Consider the following 16,128-nt stretch of genomic DNA (forward strand, 5'->3'; position numbering starts at 1 on the left):
GCAGAACCAAGGGAAGAGAAATGCTCAACGGCATCAAAGTCGTCAGCTTCTGCCATTTTCTGCAGGGTCCTGCGGGTGCCCAGTATCTCGCGGACATGGGTGCGGATGTCGTCAAGGTCGAACCTATCGACGGCGCCCATGAACGCCGCTGGTCGGGTGCCGACGTGTATGTGGAAGGGGTCAGCGGCTTCTATCTCTGCGCCAACCGCAACAAGCGCTCCATCGGCATCGATCTGAAGAGCACCGAAGGCAAGCAGGTCGCCCGCCGCCTGATCGCCGGTGCCGATGTGGTGATGGAGAATTTCCGACCGGGCGTGTTCGCCAAGCTTGGCTTTGACGAGGAAACGCTCCGCGACATCAACCCAAATCTGATTTTCGCTTCGGCGAGCGGTTTTGGCACCACAGGCCCGATGGCGATGAAGCCCGGTCAGGATCTTCTCGCTCAGGCACGGTCCGGGCTGATGAGCGTCACTGGAACTCCAGAGCACGGCCCCACGCCGGTCGGCGCGGCGATCGTCGACCAACATGGCGGTGCATTGCTTGCGATGGGCATCCTGGGTGCGTTGGTACGCCGTTTGCGGGACGGCAAGGGCACGCGCGTCGAAGCAAGCCTGATCAACTCCGCAATCGATCTGCAGGGCGAGCCTCTGGTCAACTACTTTGCTGGTGGCATGAACCGTGAGGTGCTGAATCGCGAGAAGAACCTGGCCACCTGGTTTCATGCGGCGCCCTACGGCGTGTATCCGACGAGTGATGGCCATGTGGTGGTGTCGCTGTGCGAATCGGCCGTGCTGGCCGAGGCGCTCGACAGCGACAGGCTGCTCGAGGTGGTCGGCGTCGACCGCTATGTCGAACGCGATGAGTATGCGCGCCGGCTAGCCCTCGCTACGGCCCGCTTTAGTACCGCCGAGCTCGCCGAGCGCTTCGACCACCATGGAATATGGTGGGCACCCATCAGCTACTATGACGACCTGCTGGCCGACCCTCAGCTCACCCACTCCCAAGTGTTTCGGCAGGTGAGCGTGCGCGGCCGCACGATCCACCTCGTCAATCATCCAAACAGATACGATGGCGAAGTGCCTGCATTACGGTTTCTGGCACTGGAGATCGGCGAGCACACGCGCGAGATTCTAGATGAGCTTGGCTATGCCGATGGTGAGGTCCAGCGCTTGCTGGCATCGAAGGCCGTGGTCGCTTCCCGTGAAAAGGACGATAGCATGATGGCACGGAAGGCTTCGTGATGCTGGACCAGGCCTCCCAGGCTGCGATGCCCGAGCATGCGGCGTCAGTCAATCGCGGACTTGCCATTGTGACGGGCGGCCGTCGCGGCATCGGGCGGGCCATCTGTTGTGAACTCGCTCAGGCGGGTTTCAACATCGCTGTCATTGACATCGTCGACGATGAGAATGCCAGCGAGACTGTCGATCTTGTCCGCAAGTACGGGCGAAATGCTGCTTTCTTCCGCAAGGACATATCCAAAACCTCGGACAATGCGGCGTTCATCGAGCGCATCGAAGCCGATCTGGGGGGGACCACTTGCCTAGTCAACAACGCCGGCGTGCAGGTTTCCGTGCGCGGCGATCTTCTCGATGTTACCGAGGAGAGCTTCGACCGGCTGGTCGGTATCAATCTGCGCGGCACGTTCTTCTTCACCCAGGCCGTGGCTCGCGCAATGCTTTCCCGGCCGCAAGCCCGGCTCGAACGGTCGGTGGTGACGATCACCTCTGCGAACGCCGGCTTGATCTCGCCGGAAAAGGGTCCGTACTGCATATCCAAGGCCGGACTGTCGATGGCTTCCCAGCAGTTCGCCATTCGTCTGGCGGATGCGGGCATCCGGGTGCACGAGATTCGCCCCGGCCTCATCCAGACCGATATGACCGCCGATGTCTACGATAAGTACTCGGCGCAAGTCGAGGCGGGGGAGCTTTCGGCGATCAGGCGGTGGGGGCAGCCAGAAGACATCGCCCGCGGGGTGGCGACGCTGGCCGTCGGGGGCATGCCATTCAGCACCGGGGATATCTACCACATCGGCGGCGGCATGCAGATGCATCGCTTGTGATCTTTTTTGACGAGTTCAAGAAAACGATTTCTTGGAGTGGACATGATGAAGGACGCGGTTCTCGAGATGCGTGGCATCCACAAGCGCTTTCCCGGCGTCTATGCGCTGAACAATGTCAGCTTCGCCGTCCGCAAGGGCAGCGTGCACGGCGTCATCGGTGAAAACGGCGCCGGCAAGTCGACACTGATGCGTGTCCTGTCCGGCGCGTTCTTGGCCAATGAGGGTGAAGTGGCCATTGACGGGAATGTGGTGGCGGCGCCGACGCCGGAGCGGATGCTTGAGCTCGGAATCGCGGTTATCTATCAGGAGCTCGCCCAGGCTCCGCATCTCACGGTGGCTGAAAACATCTTTCTCGGCCGCCTGCCGAAGACGCGTCTGGGCATGATCGACTGGCGCCGAGCGGAAGCCGCGGCTCGGGATGTGCTCGACAGGCTTGGCTTCCGTGTCGATCCGGCTGCGCGCATCGATACGATCAGTGTCGCGCAGCGCCAGATGGTCGAGATCGCAAAGGCGACTGCCCGCGATGCTCGCATCGTGGTGCTCGATGAGCCGTCCGCTGTACTAGGCGACGCCGAGCTTGAACATCTTTTCAAGACGATCCGGCAGCTGAGCAGCGAACATGGCGTTTCGTTCATCTACATCACCCATCGCCTGAAGGAACTTTATGAAATCTGCGATGAGGTCACCGTGCTGCGGGACGGCCAGGTCGTCGCCTCGATGCCACTTGGCCAGACGACCACGCCCGATCTCATCCGCCACATGGTCGGGCGCGAACTCAGGGATGTCTTTCCAGCACGCCCGCAACCAGGCGATCAAATCCGCCTAGATGTGCGCAATCTGTCGCGGGCCGGCGTGCTGAAGGATATCTCCTTCAATGTCAGGCGCGGTGAGATCGTCGGCATCTGCGGCCTTGCCGGTGCGGGCCGGACCGAGGTGCTGCGCGCCATCGCCGGCGCCGATCCGATCGACGGCGGTGAGATCAGGATCGACGGCCAATTGGTCGCCATCGACGGGCCGCGTCGGGCACTTGCGCACGGCGTCGGCCTGCTGCCCGAGGATCGCAAGACCGAGGGTCTTTTCCTCGAGCAGTCGGTCGCCTTCAACGTCACCGTTTCAGAGCTGGCGCCGCTGACCCGCGGCGGCCTGATCAATGGCCGTCGCGAGCACGAGGCTGTCTCCCGGTTCATCCAGCAGATGCGCATCAAAACGCCGAACCCCAGCACCAAGGTCCGCACCCTGTCGGGTGGCAATCAGCAGAAATGCGGCATCGCCCGTCAACTGCATGCCGGAACGGAGATCCTGCTGGTCGACGAGCCGACGCGTGGCGTCGATGTGGCAGCCAAGCGCGAAATCTACGACCTGCTCGCCGAACTGACTTCGAAGCGCGGCGCAAGCGTCGTGATGGTGTCGTCCGAATTGCCGGAAATCCTCGGCCTCTGCAATCGCATCATCGTCATGCGCGAGGGCGCCATTTCGGCGGTTTTTGAGGGCGAGGGCGCGACCGAGGAAACAATCATGGCCCATGCGGTTTGGCAGTGAGGAACGACATGAGTACGCGCAGCTATCAACAATTCATCGGCGGGCGATTTGTCGAGGGTTCAGGCTCCGGTTCGATCGAGCGCCAGTCGCCGGCCACTGGTGAACTGGTCGCCCGCTATTCTGATGGCGCGCCCGAGGATGTCGATCTTGCCGTCGAGGCGGCGCGTATCGCCTTCGAGGAAGGGCCGTGGTCGCGTATGAGCGGCATGGAGCGCGCGGAGGTCCTGAACCGTCTCGCCGATTTGATCCGCATCAACCGCGACCGGCTCGTCAGGATCGAAGTCGAGGAGGTCGGTAAGCCGATCCGCTTCGCGCGCGGCGATATTGACGGTGCAACCGGCCTGACGCGCTATGCAGCTTCGCTGGCCATGCAGATGGCGGGCCTGACCTACACGAACATTGGTGATGGCAAGACGGCGCTGATCAGCCGTGAAGCGGTAGGCGTTGTGGCGCTGGTCACGCCATGGAATTTCCCGGCGCTGATCCTGTCGCAGAAAGTCCCGTTTGCGCTCGCCGCCGGCTGCACCGTGGTGCTGAAGCCGTCGGAGTTCACGTCAGGTTCCGCGTTCGAGATCGCCGCGCTTGCGGACGAGGCCGGCGTGCCGGCCGGCGCCTTCAATGTCGTCAGCGGCTATGGCGCAACCGTTGGCGACCATCTCACCGGGCACCCGGGCATCGACTTCGTTTCCTTCACCGGTTCGACTCGCACCGGCAGCCGTGTCGTCGGCAACACGTCCCGTCACCTAGTCAAATCCTCGGTCGAACTGGGCGGCAAGTCGGCCAATATCGTCTTTGCCGATGCGGATCTGGAAGCCGCGGCGGATGGCGCGCTGATGGGCGTGTTCTTCAACAATGGCGAGTGCTGCGTTTCGGGTTCGCGGCTATTCGTGCAGTCGTCCATCGCAGACGATTTTATCGCCAAAGTGATCGCGCGCTCCCGCAAGATGAAGGTCGGCGATCCGTTCGACGGCGACACGGATGTCGGAGCGCTGATCGATCGCGACCATCTGGCCAAGGTGACCGGCTTCGTCAAAAGCGGGATCGAGGAAGGCGCCCAGCTCGTACTCGGCGGGAACGTAGCGACGGGGGCGGTCGGTCATTTTCACGAAGCGACCATTTTCGACCGGGTCGAGCCGCATATGACCATCTTCCGCGAAGAGATATTTGGCCCGGTGCTTAGCATCACCCGGTTCGATACGGTGGATGACGCGGTGCGGTTGGCCAACGACACGGCCTATGGCCTGTCGAACTACATCTGGTCGAAGAATATCGACACGGTCCTAACCGTCGCCAAGCGCCTGAAAAGCGGCTGGGTGCAGGCCAACACGATCATCGACGGCGCCCCGCAGCTTCCGCTCACCGGGGTGAAGGGATCCGGTTTCGGCTACGAGATGGGCCAGGCCGGCTTTGAAGAGTTCACCCAGCTTAAGACGCTGCTCATTCAGACCGGGCCGCGCGCCCCGGTCTTTCCGGTCTGAGACGGGCCATGACCATTCCGCGCCTCATCGTCACCGATGTCGACCGTACCTTGCTGACACACAACCATATGCTGCCACAGCGTGTGGCCGACGCGCTGGGCGCGGTGCGGGAGGCAGGTATCACTGTTGTTCTGGCGACGGCGCGCTCACCGCTTGGCGTGAAGCCCTATGCGGAACGGCTCGGAGTTGCCAGCCTCGTCATCTGCTTCAACGGCGCTTGGATCGGCGATGTCTCCACCGGCATTGCGGTGTCGGAGCAGCGAATCGGGCGCGCCGATGCGCTGCACGCCATGGCACTAGCTCAGGCTGCCGGCGTCCGGCCAATGTGGTTCACCGGGACCGCCATTCACGCGCTTGCCGAAGACCCGGTCATCGTCCGCGAAGCCGGCGTGACTAACGAGCCTTTGCTGTTGGCGGACGCGATGGAAGACCTGCCGGGTGCGCCGGGCAAGATCATGTGCGTCGCCGCTCAGCCGGCCGGCCGCGTTGCTTTTGGAGCGCTGCGCGCGAATCTCGGCAACCGCCTGTCGGTATCGGGGTCGCATCCGCGCCTGCTCGAAATCGGGCCGGCCGACGTCTCCAAGAAGGTCGCCATCGCGACCGTTGCGGCCAAACTGAGAATTGCAGCGGAAGACTGCGCCGCCGCCGGCGACGCCGAAAATGATCTCGACATGCTGGCCTGGGCCGGCATGGCGGTCACGGTCGCTAACGCGGTGCCGGAGGTCAAGCTCTTGGCACAGTTCGTCGGACCGTCCTGCGACGATGGGGGACTGGCCGATGCCGTGGCCTGGCTGATGCAGCGGCAATGCACCCTCGCAACGGCAGACGAAACGGGAGGAAGGAATGGTTGAGATGACAACTGGACAAGGATTGGCGTCGAGGCCGGGGTCGGCGGGACGCCTGCGAGGCTGGGCGCAGAGCCTTGGCCTGCTCTGGGTCCTGATCGTGTTGTGCGCTTTCGCGGTGTACCTGTCGCCGAGCTTCATCCAGACCGGCAACATGTTGAATGTCGGCCGCCAGGTCGCGCTCTTTGGCATCGTCAGCGTCGGCATGACCTTCGTCATTCTGACACGCGGCATCGATCTTTCTGTCGGTTCCATCGTCGGCGTCGTCTCGGTTGCCACAGCGCTAATGCTCTCATCAGGCGTTCCAATCCCGTTGGCGATGATCGCGGCGCTGGGGATGGGAGCCGTGTTCGGCGCCATCAACGGAGCTGGCGTCGTTTTCTTCGGGATGCCGCCCTTCATCATGACCCTCGGCACGCTGGTGATGGGGCGCGGCATTGCCATGACCATCGCCAACGGCGAGCCGAAGACGCTGGGCGATGCTTCGGATGCCTTCTCCTATCTGGGCAGCGGTTTTCTGTTCGGCATTCCCGTGCCGATCTGGATCTTCGTTGCCATAGCCGCCGCGGCTTTCGTGATCCTGCGACACACGCCATTCGGTCGCCAGATCTACGCGGTCGGCTCAAACACCGAGGCGGCGCGGCTTGCCGGCATCAACGTGCCGCGCGTGCTCATGTTGGTCTATGCCATCTCCGGTGTGCTTTCGGGGCTGACCGCCCTGGTTTTTGTCTCACGGCTCACTGTTGGTGAGCCCACCGCCGGCACCAATCTCGAACTCGAGGCCATCTCGATCGTCGTCATCGGCGGCACCAGCCTGTTTGGTGGCGAAGGCGGCGTCATCGGGACGGTGATCGGCGCCGCGATCATTGCTGTCATGGCTAATATATTGAATTTGCTAGGCATATCACCATTCACGCAACAGATCGTGAAGGGCGCCATCATCATCGCTGCGGTGATGTTCGAGGTCTACCGTCACGAAAGGCGGTCCTGACATCCATGCGCGGCGGCAGTCACCAAACGGACTGGTCGTCGCGCATTGGAACCTGAATGAAAATCAATGGAGGAGTGAAAAATGACCAGTCGCAGACATTTCCTACGCACCACAGCACTTGCTGCAACCTTGGCGATCGGTGGCCTGCTGCCGGGTGCAGCTTTCGCCCAGGACAAGATCAAGATCGGCTTCAGCCAGGCCACCATGAACCACCCATGGCGGGTAGCCATGGTGGAAGGCAACAAGAAGTATGCCGCCGAGCACTATCCTGATGTCGACCTCATCGTGACCGACGGCAACAATGACGCGACCAAGCAAGTTGCGGACGTCGAAAGCCTGATTGCACAAGGCATCAAGGTGCTGATGATCTCGCCGCTTACCGAGCAGGCGTTGACGCCCGTCGTCAAGGAAGCGATGGACGCCGGGATCAAGGTCGTGACCCTCGATCGCAAGGTCAACACGCCTGTCACCGTCCATGTCGGCGGCGAGAACCTGCCGCTCGGCGTTGGCGCGGGCGAATTCCTTGCGAAGAAACTGAACGGCAAGGGCAACATCATCGAGTTACAGGGAACCGCTGGTGCTTCCGCTACCATCGATCGCAACAAGGGCTTTGCCGAAGCGATCGCAAAGCACCCCGACATGAAGGTCGTTGCCTCGCAAAACTGCGACTACACCCGCGACAAGGCGGTGAAGTTCATGGAGGATATGGTTCAGCGCTTTGGGCCGGGCCAGATCCAGGCCGTCTACGCGCACAATGATGAGATGGCGCTCGGCGCGATCCAGGTGCTGGAGGCCGCCGGCCGACTCAACGAAGTGGCAGTGGTTGGTATCGACGGCCAGGAGACTGCCTTCGAGGCGATCAAACAGGGCAAGCTCGCTGCGACCTTTGTCTATCCTTTCGTCGCACCGGAAGGGATCGAGACCGCCTACAAGGTGGCCAAGGGCGAAGAGGTCCCGGAGACGATTACCTTGCCGACGGTTTCGGTGACCCCGGATAATATCGCGGACATGATCGGCAAGGGCTTCTGAGGTTCTTCCGTGGACAAAGGGACGCCGCGGTATTGGCGCGGCGTCCCGAAGTTTCAAATAGGAATTGGATGATGAGTGACAAGAAACCGTTTGCTGCCCAAGGCGTCATTCCCGCGTGCCTGATGCCGTTCACCGCCGATCTGGCTGTCGATGAGCGCGCCTACCGCAAGCACCTCGCTGACATCTCCTCGGTCGAAGGCATTTCTGGCATCACCATCAATGGCCATGCGGCCGAAGTGCATGCGCTCACCATCGACGAACAATACCGCGCGATCGCGGTAACCAAGGATGTGCTGCAGGACCAGGTTCCGACCATTGTCGGCGTCTATACAAACTCCAGCCTCGAGGCCGCGCGCATCGCCGCCTGTGCGCAGAATGAAGGGGCCGACGCGTTGCTTGTGTTCCCGCCCGACTTCATGACGCTCGGTGGGCACCTGCGGCCAGAGATGATCGTCGAGCATCTCAAGCGCATCACCGATGCGTCCAACCTGCCGATCATTCTGTTTCAGTATCCACTGGCATCGAACCTTGCCTACCCGCTGCCAACGCTGCTCGAACTCTGCCGCCGCTTTCCCTCGATCGTCGCGATCAAGGACCAGTGCGGCGACGGCAATTTGCACGAACGTCAGATCCGTGAATTGAAAGCCCTCGACCGTCCGGTCAACATTCTCACCACCCACAGCGCCTGGCTGCTCGGCTCGCTGGCACTTGGCTGCGACGGGCTCCTGTCAGGCGCCGGCAGCGTCATCGCCAGCCTTCAGGTTGCGCTGTTCCGTGCCGTGCAGACAAACGATCTCAAGACGGCCAAGGCGATCAATGACCGTATCTATCCGACGGTCCGGGCCTTTTATGACGCGCCGCTTCTCGATATGCACAATCGCATGAAAGAGGCGCTGGTCCTGCTCGGGCGACTGGACGAAGCCCATGTCCGGCCCCCATTGATGAAGCCAAGCCCCGCCGAGATCGAGAAGATCCGGGGACTGCTGGCTGCTGCCGGATTGAGCGCGGAGACGCTTTACAGGAAGGTCGCCTAATCAATGATGGACCGCCTCGTGCAGGCAGCGGAACCGTCGCCCGGCATCCGGCTGCTGACCCTAAACCGGCCGGAAAAGCTGAATGCGTTGTCCAAAGCGCTGCTAGCCGAATTGAGCCAACTGCTTGCTGGCTATGACGCTGACGCAGAGGTCGGCTGCGTAGTGCTGACGGGCGCCGGTCGCGCCTTCGCGGCTGGCGCCGACATTTCTGATATGCTGGAACGCGGCGTCGCCTCCTATACCGATCCGGAGCGCCTGGCATGCTGGCGTGCCATAGAGTGCTTCTCCAAGCCCACTATCGCCGCCGTGAATGGCTATGCGCTGGGCGGCGGACTGGAGCTTGCGTTGCTGTGCGACATCATCATTGCCTCGCAGACAGCTCAATTCGCAACGCCGGAAATCAAGATTGGCTCGTTCCCGGGCGATGGCGGCACGCAGCGCCTGCCGCGCCTCGTCGGCAAATCCTTTGCCATGCAGATGGTGCTGACCGGCGAGATGGTCGATGCTGCCCTTGCCGAGCGAAAGGGGTTGGTCAGCGAAGTCGTTGCCGCCGACAGGCTGTTGCCGCGCGCGCTGGAGATTGCCGCCGCGATCGCCACCAAATCCGTTGCCATCACGCCCTATGCCAAGAAGGCCGTTCTGGCGGCATTCGAGACCGATCTGCAAACCGGGCTGCAGATCGAGCACCGGCTGACGGTCAAAGCCTTCGCCACGGAGGATCGGGTCGAAGGCCTGCGGGCCTTCGCCGAAAAACGGCCGCCGGCGTTCAAGGGCAAATAGCAGTCATTGCTGTCGGCGCTAGCCGCCGACGCGACGAAAGCGCCGTCAGGCGCGAAGGGAGGCAGCACATGTGGGACTATATCATCGTTGGCGCGGGTTCGGCGGGCTGCGTGCTGGCCAACCGCCTGTCCGAGGACCCCGATGTCAAGGTGCTCCTGCTCGAGGCCGGCAGCCGCGACTGGAATCCGATGATCCATATTCCAGGCGGGATCGGCAAGCTGTTCGGCCCCGGCGTCAACTGGCGGTTCCACACGGTTCCGCAGAAGAACCTCGACAACCGCGCCATCTGGTATCCGCAGGGCAAGACGCTTGGCGGGTCGAGTTCGATCAATGCGATGATCTACATCCGCTGCCAGAAGCAAGACTATGACAATTGGGCGGCGCTTGGAAACGATGGATGGGCGTATGAGGACATCTTGCCCTATTTCCGCAAATCCGAGGACAATGATCGGCTCGCCAATCGCTATCACGGGCAGGGGGGCCCGCTCGCAGTGTCGGATCAGGTCGGCCCGCACACATTGACCCGGGCCTTTGTCCGTGCCGTGCAACAATATGGCCTACCGTACAATCCCGACTTCAACGGCGACACCATGTATGGCGCCGGCTTCTACCAGGTCACCTGTCGCGATGGCCGCCGCCGGTCGTCCGCTGTCTCCTATCTACATCCCGTCGGCAAGCGCCCCAACTTGACGGTCAGGACACATGCCCGGGTCACAAGGATCGTTGTCGAGAACGGCCGCGCCGTCGGCGTCGAACTTTCGGAAGGCAAGTCGCGGAAGGTGCTGCGGGCCGAAAGCGAGGTGATCGTATCGGCAGGAGCCATCAACTCGCCGCGCCTGCTGATGCTGTCCGGTATCGGACCGGCCGACGAGTTGAAAGCTCTCGGGATCGCGCCGGTAGCCGATCTCAGCGGTGTCGGCCGGAATCTGCAGGACCATCTCTGCACCAACGTCCATCTGACGCTCAGGGACCCGATCAGCTATGACGGCCAGGACCGCTATCCCAAGGCACTTCTGCACGGCCTCCGCTGGCTGCTCTATCGCAATGGCCCGGCTGCATCGGTTATCGTGGAGGGCGGCGGCTTCTTCCAGAGCGAGGGTGCGTCGCGGCCCGACCTGCAGATCCACATCGCGCCCGCCATGGTGGTGCGTGGCGGCCAGACCCGGCTCGACGGTCATGGCTTCACCATCAACTCGACATTCCTTCGGCCACGCAGCATCGGGTCGGTCAAGCTGCGCTCATCGAACCCCGCCGACGAGCCGCTGGTCGACCCCAACTATCTGTCCGATCCCTATGATCGCGACATGGCGCTGAATTCTGTACGGATCATCCGGGATGTGCTGGGGCAAAGCGAGATCGCCAAGTTCATCAAGGTCGAAAGATTGCCTGGACCGAATGCCAGGACTGACGAGGAGCTGATGGCCTATATCAGGCAATATGCCTGTTGCGATTATCACCCGGTCGGCACCTGCAAGATGGGCGTCGACGAGACCGCGATCGTCGATCCCGAGCTGCGGGTGCGCGGAATCGACAGCCTGCGGGTGATCGACTCATCGATCATGCCAGTACTGATCAGCGGCAACACGAATGGGCCAACGATGATGATCGGCGAAAAAGGCGCCGATCTGATCAAGGGGGTGCAATCTGCACGCGCCCGACACGCGATCGCAGCAGTCGCGTAAGCCCTCGGAAACCAGGCCGGTGCAATTTCTTGTTTTGTCTCGCCGTCGCACGGAACAGTTCAGCGACGCTGATTTCGAGCTGTTGGTCCCGAGTGAGGGCGCACAGGCGCGCTATCTCTACAGCATCGGCTTCACACGCCAGATCTGGCATCGCGGCGACATGCCCGGCGCCTGCCAGATGGTCGAGGCGAAGGACGAGATCGAGGTTCACGAGAAGCTGGCGACGTTGCCTTTAGCAAAGGCGGGGATGCTCGACTTCGAAATCATTCCGCTGAAGCCCTATGCCGCATTCATCTCGTCGTGAAAGTATCCAGGTACCGATGATCGATTCTCAACCCAATGCCGCAACGGTCCACTGCGCCTTTCCTCCGAAGGCAGAGGTCACAGGTTCGAATCCTGTCCGGTGCCAATAAGACCAAGTTCTTATGCGATATTTGGCTGTTTGCTTGCCGGCTTCCCACACGTCGGTCCCACATAGCACTCGCTGAGGACCGTTTTCGTCCAGCGAAACGGAAACTTCATAACCCCAGATTAACCATGATCGCCAACTAGGAGGATCGTCCTATGGCGGAAACTTCGATCGAGTGGACTGACGCGACGTGGAACCCGGTCGCAGGCTGCACCATCCTGACCGCTGGCTGCACTAATTGCTACGCGATGCGCCTGGCCGCTCGGCTCGAAGCGATGGGCATAGAGAAATACCAAGGCCTAACGCGCAAGACGGGGGGCCGCGCCAAGTGGACGGGCAAGGTGACGACGAACCCGAAATCTCTTGCGACGCCGACGACTTGGAAGAAATCCCGCCGGGTATTCGTCAACTCGATGTCCGACCTTTTTCATATAGACGTACCTGCCGATTTTATCCGACAGGTCTGGACCGTGATGTCAGGAACGCCGCGGCATACCTATCAGATTCTCACCAAACGACCGGAACGAATGGCGGAAATTCTGACGCGCGGAGATTTTCCGGTGCTGTCGAACGTCTGGCTTGGCACAAGCGTCGAGGACAACCGCGTTCTCGATCGATTGGACGAGTTGCGCAAAGTGCCGGCGGCCATCAGGTTTGTTTCGCTCGAGCCGCTAATCGGATCGGTGGCAGGCGCGGATCTAACCAATATTGATTGGGCGATCGTGGGCGGTGAATCCGGGCCGGGCTCGCGGTACATGGATCCCCGCTGGGTCGATGAGATCGAAGCCATGTGTCGGCGTTCCGGCACAGCGTTTTTCTTTAAGCAATGGGGCGGTCGCAACAAGAAGGCGACTGGGCGCACGCTCAACGGCCGGACCTATGACGAGATGCCGAGCCTGTCGATTTGAGAATGTCAGCCCCGAAAGACTTGGCGAGCTTGATCGCTCGTTCAGAGGGATTCGATATCGCGCAGAAGAGCGAGAAACGCTGAGGCTTTTCAAGAACCGGAAGGGGGTAAGGGTCCAAGACCTCAGCAAAGATCGTCTTCAGCCGCTGCCTCACATACTGCTCCAGCCCGCCGACGTCGGCGCCGCGTTGGAGCGTTTCGGAGTCATCAAGATAGCCAAGCAGATCCACAGTCGGCGGTGCCTTCACCTTCGAATAGAGTTCGCCTTTCCATTCGTCAGTCCCCAGCATGCGAGTTATGGCCGCTTCTTTGATCGCGTCGATCTTCGACATGTCCCTGGCGGCCTGTCGATACAAGCCAGCCAAAGGAAAGAGATACCAGACATCGATCGCCTTGGTGGCAGCGATCTTCTTCAGCGTCTCCCACTCGACCTCCATGCCATAGGGATCGAGGAACATTACTGCTCTGGTTTTCTTCCAGCCGTTCCACTCGATTTCACTCTGTATCAGACTGTTCGCATCACCCTGCAAAACTGAAATGTCGCGATGAGAGTTTGCGGCCTTCAAGCCTTCCAACGCCGCCACGTGTTTACGGCGCGTGTCCATGAAAACCAGGCGGTCGAACGGCGGGGTGATGTCGATCGCAATTTGGGCCGAACCTCGTCGCTGCTCGACTTGCTCGGGCGCGGGCTCTTCCAAGAGGTCGCCGGCCCGAGCCTTCACCCGAACAGTACGTCTACCTGTGCCAGCAAATGCGTCGATGTACCAAACGTGATCGCACCAATTGTGCAGAGCGGCAGAATAGCGTTTCAGGTACGCCTCAACAATGGCGAGCTTTATCTCAGTGTGTTGTCCGCCGAATTCGTGGTCATCCCCCGCCATTTCCAGTCCTCCTCGCCGCGCGATCGTCTACGGATCACATATTGAACATGCGCGCATATCGGCGCGATTGAGTTGGGCAGCTTTGGCGAATGCTGTCTCCCGATCAAATGGCCCGTGCCAGCGGCCGTTCCTGTCCCCTGTTCCGGCCTGCGTGCCTTGACCCCCGTTGCAGAAGCCGCATTCGGCTCGGTGGATCCGCCCTCGATCGCGGGTCCAATTCTCGTAGATGTAGTAATCCATCCCACCCTCATATTGCCAAATGCGTGACTGCCGGTCTGTTTTAGTAGGCGTATTTTGCAGGCCAGCGGCAATCTGTCCGTGCTTTGCCGTAGCAGTTGCTGTAGTCGACAAACTGACCAGTGGAGATGTCCCGGCATGCCCAAACGAGCTGGGGATATGGGTTGTAGAATTCGTCCCAATCGGCGCCCTGGTAGTAGTTCGGCCTGACGTACCCTCCTCCGCCGCAGTCGTTGTTCGAGCACACCGCAACAGCCGCGCCTATCGCAGCGATCGCCACGCCGGCTGCGATTGCCTCGTTCTGCTTCCTGATCATTTTAGCGCAGTGGTCAACCGTCATTGATCGGCGCACCAGTTCGGTGTAGAGATCCTGCTGAAATTTCGCGTCCTTCGTTGACGCGAACGTCCTGCAAAGAGCGGAAGCGCTGACACCACTCGGGTTCTTGTTGAGCGCCTGTTGCGATGTCGTGCATGAGGCGCTTGCAAGCGCCATGGCTACCGCAGCCGAAACTGCGGCTCGTCTACCCGCCCTCATTGTACTTCCCCGACCCCAAATCATCCGGGCCGCGAACGCCGCGTCCGTTTGTCAGTCACTAGCAGAGCGTCTCGCACGCCATTCCGTCGCCGTCGCGGTCCAGCTTGCGCCCCCACGGGCAGTTGCTGAGATACCATTGGGCCTCATCGCAGGAGCTGATTTGCGAGCAAGTTCGCCGCGGCTGGCATGAATAGCCTTGTGCGACCTGCCCACTGCCGACGATGCCGAGCGGTTTGCTGATCGCCGGTTGTGCATAGTCCGCATGATTTGCGCGCCAATCCCAAGGCGCCTGAAACGTTCCGGCCCACAAGCCGGTCTTTGCCGCCTGCGCCTTCGCCTGCTGCTCTGCATAGGCTCCTCGGCTGTAGCGGGGCCAGTCTAACGCCTGGCCGTGCTCCACCATCCATGACGCGACGCCGCCGCCGTCCGCGCGCCTGCAATCGCCAACGAAGCGACCATAGCTGTCCCACGAGACAAACGTACACTGGACGGGCTTGGAGGCCGATAGGAAGCTGTCCAGCGCTTCGGCGGAGCGGCGCCCGCACGGATATTCGAAGCCTTTGGCGTCATCGCAATATTGCCGGCTCTCGGGCGCGTCTATGCCGGTGAACCGGATGCGTTGGCCATGGATCTCGATCGTGTCGCCGTCAATGACCGAAGCCACCCCGGCGATAGGCGCCGGTGTCGGCCCGATCCAGCTTGCCAGGTCCGTCTCAGGAAGGCGGTCGCTGTGCTGAATGAAGAACTGTGTGATCAACGCAGCGAACGCGGCGACCGTCACGAAGACCAGCCGCAGAGGCATGGCCACCTTCTTTCGTCCTGATGGTCTTGGGAAGCGAAACATGGCTAGTCGTTTTCTTGGCCGGTTCGGCCGCCTTCTTTGGCTTCAGCGGAACGCTCGCCGCAACGTCTACCCGCGCTGTCAGTCTGGGTTCGAAGGTCGCAGGGATGTTGGTCGTTGGCGCCAACATTCATGACAATGCCGCCCTGTGGAGTGGCTGGCGCTGGGTCGTTCCCCGATAGCGCTGCACGACGCCCGCAATGCGTTGTCCGTCGCCTTCAATGTGCGTGTTCTGGCTATTCGGATTGAACGGATCGACCGTCTGCAAAAGCATGTTTGAGTGGTTCGCATCGCCAGCCGTGAGCGTCCCCGTATCGTAGTGGTTCAAGTAGTCGGCTGCGCAACCCGAGATAAGCACTGCGGACAAGACGCACGAAAATTCGCGCACGCGCATGAATGAATTCCCCCAACCCCAGATGAGACCATGCGCTATTTGCTTTTTGTTGTCGAATCCAGAAGAGGTTCGATGGTCCGTGAAGGCACCCTTGTCGTCACGCGACGTCGTCTACAGTTGATAGATCAGCAATGTTGGGTTCGGGGACGAATACATGCATGGTGCACTCGTCTTTAGTTTCGTTCTTGCATTGTTCCTGTCGTCGCCTCCTGCACTGGCCCGGTAGGACGGCGGCCATATGCAGATCGCTGCCGTACATTAGGTGTTCTAATGGTGGTCTGGAACGATGGAAAGCAGGCCGCGGACGTGATGTTTGCGAGGCTCGCAGCTGCCGTCAACGCCGCTGAATTGCTGGCGCGCTAGATTGCCGAGGCCTTGTTCGCTCAATCACTTGCCTTTAACTAAGACTCGTCAAAGTTGCAAAGATAGTTACTTTTATGTGTATGCTTGGGGGAGATCAGGACGGACAGCCGTGCTGGTTTAGGGG

At 61.1% G+C, this 16,128-nt stretch carries 16 protein-coding genes; 12 read left to right on the forward strand and 4 right to left on the reverse strand.

Annotated elements, in window-relative coordinates; genetic code table 11:
* Positions 1-20: 20 nt before the first annotated feature.
* From NKI16_RS07415 to NKI16_RS07470, 12 genes are all read left to right on the forward strand, one after another.
* Entirely contained in the window at positions 21-1,241 is a 1,221-nt protein-coding gene (locus NKI16_RS07415; protein WP_023675558.1) for a CaiB/BaiF CoA transferase family protein, read from the forward strand.
* Positions 1,241-2,059 carry a 3-ketoacyl-ACP reductase gene (locus tag NKI16_RS07420; RefSeq protein ID WP_023675559.1) on the forward strand — a complete coding sequence of 273 codons (819 nt, stop codon included), beginning with the start codon at positions 1,241-1,243 and terminating at the stop codon, positions 2,057-2,059. The genes NKI16_RS07415 and NKI16_RS07420 overlap by 1 nt, the downstream gene beginning before the upstream one ends.
* 42 nt (positions 2,060-2,101) lie before the next feature.
* Positions 2,102-3,598, forward strand: coding sequence for a sugar ABC transporter ATP-binding protein (locus tag NKI16_RS07425; RefSeq protein WP_245274642.1), 1,497 nt, complete (start codon positions 2,102-2,104; stop codon positions 3,596-3,598).
* A gap of 8 nt (positions 3,599-3,606) precedes the next feature.
* Positions 3,607-5,076 carry an aldehyde dehydrogenase family protein gene (locus tag NKI16_RS07430; RefSeq protein WP_352922443.1) on the forward strand — a complete coding sequence of 490 codons (1,470 nt, stop codon included), beginning with the start codon at positions 3,607-3,609 and terminating at the stop codon, positions 5,074-5,076.
* A gap of 8 nt (positions 5,077-5,084) precedes the next feature.
* On the forward strand, positions 5,085-5,927 hold the full coding sequence (locus NKI16_RS07435; protein WP_352642032.1) for a Cof-type HAD-IIB family hydrolase: 843 nt from the start codon (positions 5,085-5,087) through the stop codon (positions 5,925-5,927).
* Positions 5,920-6,912 (forward strand): ABC transporter permease, encoded by a 993-nt coding sequence (locus NKI16_RS07440; RefSeq protein WP_031211421.1) that lies wholly within the window; start codon positions 5,920-5,922, stop codon positions 6,910-6,912. The genes NKI16_RS07435 and NKI16_RS07440 overlap by 8 nt, the downstream gene beginning before the upstream one ends.
* 81 nt (positions 6,913-6,993) lie before the next feature.
* The gene (locus tag NKI16_RS07445; protein ID WP_023675564.1) at positions 6,994-7,941 is read left to right on the forward strand and encodes a substrate-binding domain-containing protein; all 948 of its coding nucleotides are present in this window, start codon (positions 6,994-6,996) and stop codon (positions 7,939-7,941) included.
* A gap of 71 nt (positions 7,942-8,012) precedes the next feature.
* Complete coding sequence (locus NKI16_RS07450; protein WP_023675565.1) at positions 8,013-8,975, forward strand: dihydrodipicolinate synthase family protein; 963 nt, start codon at positions 8,013-8,015, stop codon at positions 8,973-8,975.
* Between the two features lie 3 nt (positions 8,976-8,978).
* Positions 8,979-9,755, forward strand: a complete 777-nt coding sequence (locus tag NKI16_RS07455; RefSeq protein WP_023675566.1) for an enoyl-CoA hydratase-related protein — start codon at positions 8,979-8,981, stop codon at positions 9,753-9,755.
* Between the two features lie 68 nt (positions 9,756-9,823).
* On the forward strand, positions 9,824-11,437 hold the full coding sequence (locus tag NKI16_RS07460; protein ID WP_023675567.1) for a GMC family oxidoreductase: 1,614 nt from the start codon (positions 9,824-9,826) through the stop codon (positions 11,435-11,437).
* Positions 11,438-11,456: 19 nt separating this feature from the next.
* Positions 11,457-11,741, forward strand: a complete 285-nt coding sequence (locus NKI16_RS07465) for a muconolactone Delta-isomerase family protein (protein WP_023675568.1) — start codon at positions 11,457-11,459, stop codon at positions 11,739-11,741.
* Positions 11,742-12,001: 260 nt separating this feature from the next.
* The gene (locus NKI16_RS07470) at positions 12,002-12,754 is read left to right on the forward strand and encodes a DUF5131 family protein (RefSeq protein ID WP_023675569.1); all 753 of its coding nucleotides are present in this window, start codon (positions 12,002-12,004) and stop codon (positions 12,752-12,754) included.
* Here the strand turns inward: NKI16_RS07470 and tcmP are convergent.
* The 4 genes from tcmP to NKI16_RS07490 form a co-directional block, all read right to left on the reverse strand.
* The gene (gene tcmP, locus NKI16_RS07475; RefSeq protein WP_352642027.1) at positions 12,711-13,634 is read right to left on the reverse strand and encodes a three-Cys-motif partner protein TcmP; all 924 of its coding nucleotides are present in this window, start codon (positions 13,632-13,634) and stop codon (positions 12,711-12,713) included. The two genes, NKI16_RS07470 and tcmP, sit on opposite strands and share 44 nt — an antisense overlap.
* A gap of 280 nt (positions 13,635-13,914) precedes the next feature.
* Positions 13,915-14,364, reverse strand: a complete 450-nt coding sequence (locus NKI16_RS07480; RefSeq protein WP_352922451.1) for a hypothetical protein — start codon at positions 14,362-14,364, stop codon at positions 13,915-13,917.
* Positions 14,365-14,464: 100 nt separating this feature from the next.
* Entirely contained in the window at positions 14,465-15,208 is a 744-nt protein-coding gene (locus NKI16_RS07485; protein WP_023675572.1) for a thermonuclease family protein, read from the reverse strand.
* A 169-nt stretch (positions 15,209-15,377) separates the two neighbouring features.
* A complete protein-coding gene (locus NKI16_RS07490; protein WP_156937303.1) occupies positions 15,378-15,641 on the reverse strand; it encodes a hypothetical protein in 264 nt (87 codons plus the stop codon).
* Positions 15,642-16,128 lie beyond the last annotated feature (487 nt).

Origin of the sequence: Mesorhizobium sp. M0698, from assembly GCF_040320455.1 — a bacterium.
Classification (GTDB): Bacteria; Pseudomonadota; Alphaproteobacteria; order Rhizobiales; family Rhizobiaceae; genus Mesorhizobium.

Bases quoted from the DNA above. Each gene is read 5' to 3' on its own strand.
- NKI16_RS07415 (WP_023675558.1), top strand. From the start codon at position 21: ATGCTCAACGGCATCAAAGTCGTCAGCTTCTGCCATTTTCTGCAGGGT.
- NKI16_RS07420 (WP_023675559.1), top strand. From the start codon at position 1,241: ATGCTGGACCAGGCCTCCCAGGCTGCGATGCCCGAGCATGCGGCGTCA.
- NKI16_RS07425 (WP_245274642.1), top strand. From the start codon at position 2,102: ATGATGAAGGACGCGGTTCTCGAGATGCGTGGCATCCACAAGCGCTTT.
- NKI16_RS07430 (WP_352922443.1), top strand. From the start codon at position 3,607: ATGAGTACGCGCAGCTATCAACAATTCATCGGCGGGCGATTTGTCGAG.
- NKI16_RS07435 (WP_352642032.1), top strand. From the start codon at position 5,085: ATGACCATTCCGCGCCTCATCGTCACCGATGTCGACCGTACCTTGCTG.
- NKI16_RS07440 (WP_031211421.1), top strand. From the start codon at position 5,920: ATGGTTGAGATGACAACTGGACAAGGATTGGCGTCGAGGCCGGGGTCG.
- NKI16_RS07445 (WP_023675564.1), top strand. From the start codon at position 6,994: ATGACCAGTCGCAGACATTTCCTACGCACCACAGCACTTGCTGCAACC.
- NKI16_RS07450 (WP_023675565.1), top strand. From the start codon at position 8,013: ATGAGTGACAAGAAACCGTTTGCTGCCCAAGGCGTCATTCCCGCGTGC.
- NKI16_RS07455 (WP_023675566.1), top strand. From the start codon at position 8,979: ATGATGGACCGCCTCGTGCAGGCAGCGGAACCGTCGCCCGGCATCCGG.
- NKI16_RS07460 (WP_023675567.1), top strand. From the start codon at position 9,824: ATGTGGGACTATATCATCGTTGGCGCGGGTTCGGCGGGCTGCGTGCTG.
- NKI16_RS07470 (WP_023675569.1), top strand. From the start codon at position 12,002: ATGGCGGAAACTTCGATCGAGTGGACTGACGCGACGTGGAACCCGGTC.
- tcmP (WP_352642027.1), bottom strand. From the start codon at position 13,634: ATGGCGGGGGATGACCACGAATTCGGCGGACAACACACTGAGATAAAG.
- NKI16_RS07480 (WP_352922451.1), bottom strand. From the start codon at position 14,364: ATGGCGCTTGCAAGCGCCTCATGCACGACATCGCAACAGGCGCTCAAC.
- NKI16_RS07485 (WP_023675572.1), bottom strand. From the start codon at position 15,208: ATGCCTCTGCGGCTGGTCTTCGTGACGGTCGCCGCGTTCGCTGCGTTG.
- NKI16_RS07490 (WP_156937303.1), bottom strand. From the start codon at position 15,641: ATGCGCGTGCGCGAATTTTCGTGCGTCTTGTCCGCAGTGCTTATCTCG.